Genomic DNA, 500 nt, shown 5'->3' on the forward strand with positions numbered 1-500 from the left:
CGCCGACATCCCCCTGCGCACCCTGCGTGCCCTGCGGACCCTGCACACCCGCGTCGCCCTGCGCACCCTGCGTACCGACGCCGACATCCCCCTGCGCACCCTGAGCACCCTGCGCGCCCTGCGTGCCGACACCCGTCTCCCCTTGAGCACCCTGCGGACCCGCATCACCCTGCGCACCCTGCGTGCCCTGCGTGCCCTGCGTGCCGACACCCGTCCCCCCTTGAGCACCCTGCGGACCCGCATCACCCTGCGCACCCTGCGTGCCCTGCGTGCCGACGCCCGTCTCCCCTTGAGCACCCTGCGGACCCGCGCCACCCTGCGGACCCTGCACACCCGCGTCGCCCTGCGGACCCTGCGTACCGACGCCGACATCCCCCTGCGCACCCTGAGCACCCTGCGTGCCCTGCGGACCCTGCACACCCGCGTCGCCCTGCGCACCCTGCGTACCGACGCCGACATCCCCCTGCGCACCCTGCGTGCCCTGCGGACCCTGCACACCC

1 protein-coding gene is annotated in these 500 nt (G+C 75.0%); it reads left to right on the forward strand.

Annotation, left to right across the window (positions count from 1 at the left end; all coding sequences use genetic code 11):
- Positions 1-500 (forward strand): hypothetical protein (locus ADL25_RS48995; protein WP_159044935.1); only part of this gene is annotated, 500 nt, incomplete at both ends.

Origin of the sequence: Streptomyces sp. NRRL F-5122 (assembly GCF_001507435.1) — a bacterium.
In the GTDB taxonomy this organism is placed as follows: Bacteria; Actinomycetota; Actinomycetes; order Streptomycetales; family Streptomycetaceae; genus Streptomyces; species Streptomyces lannensis.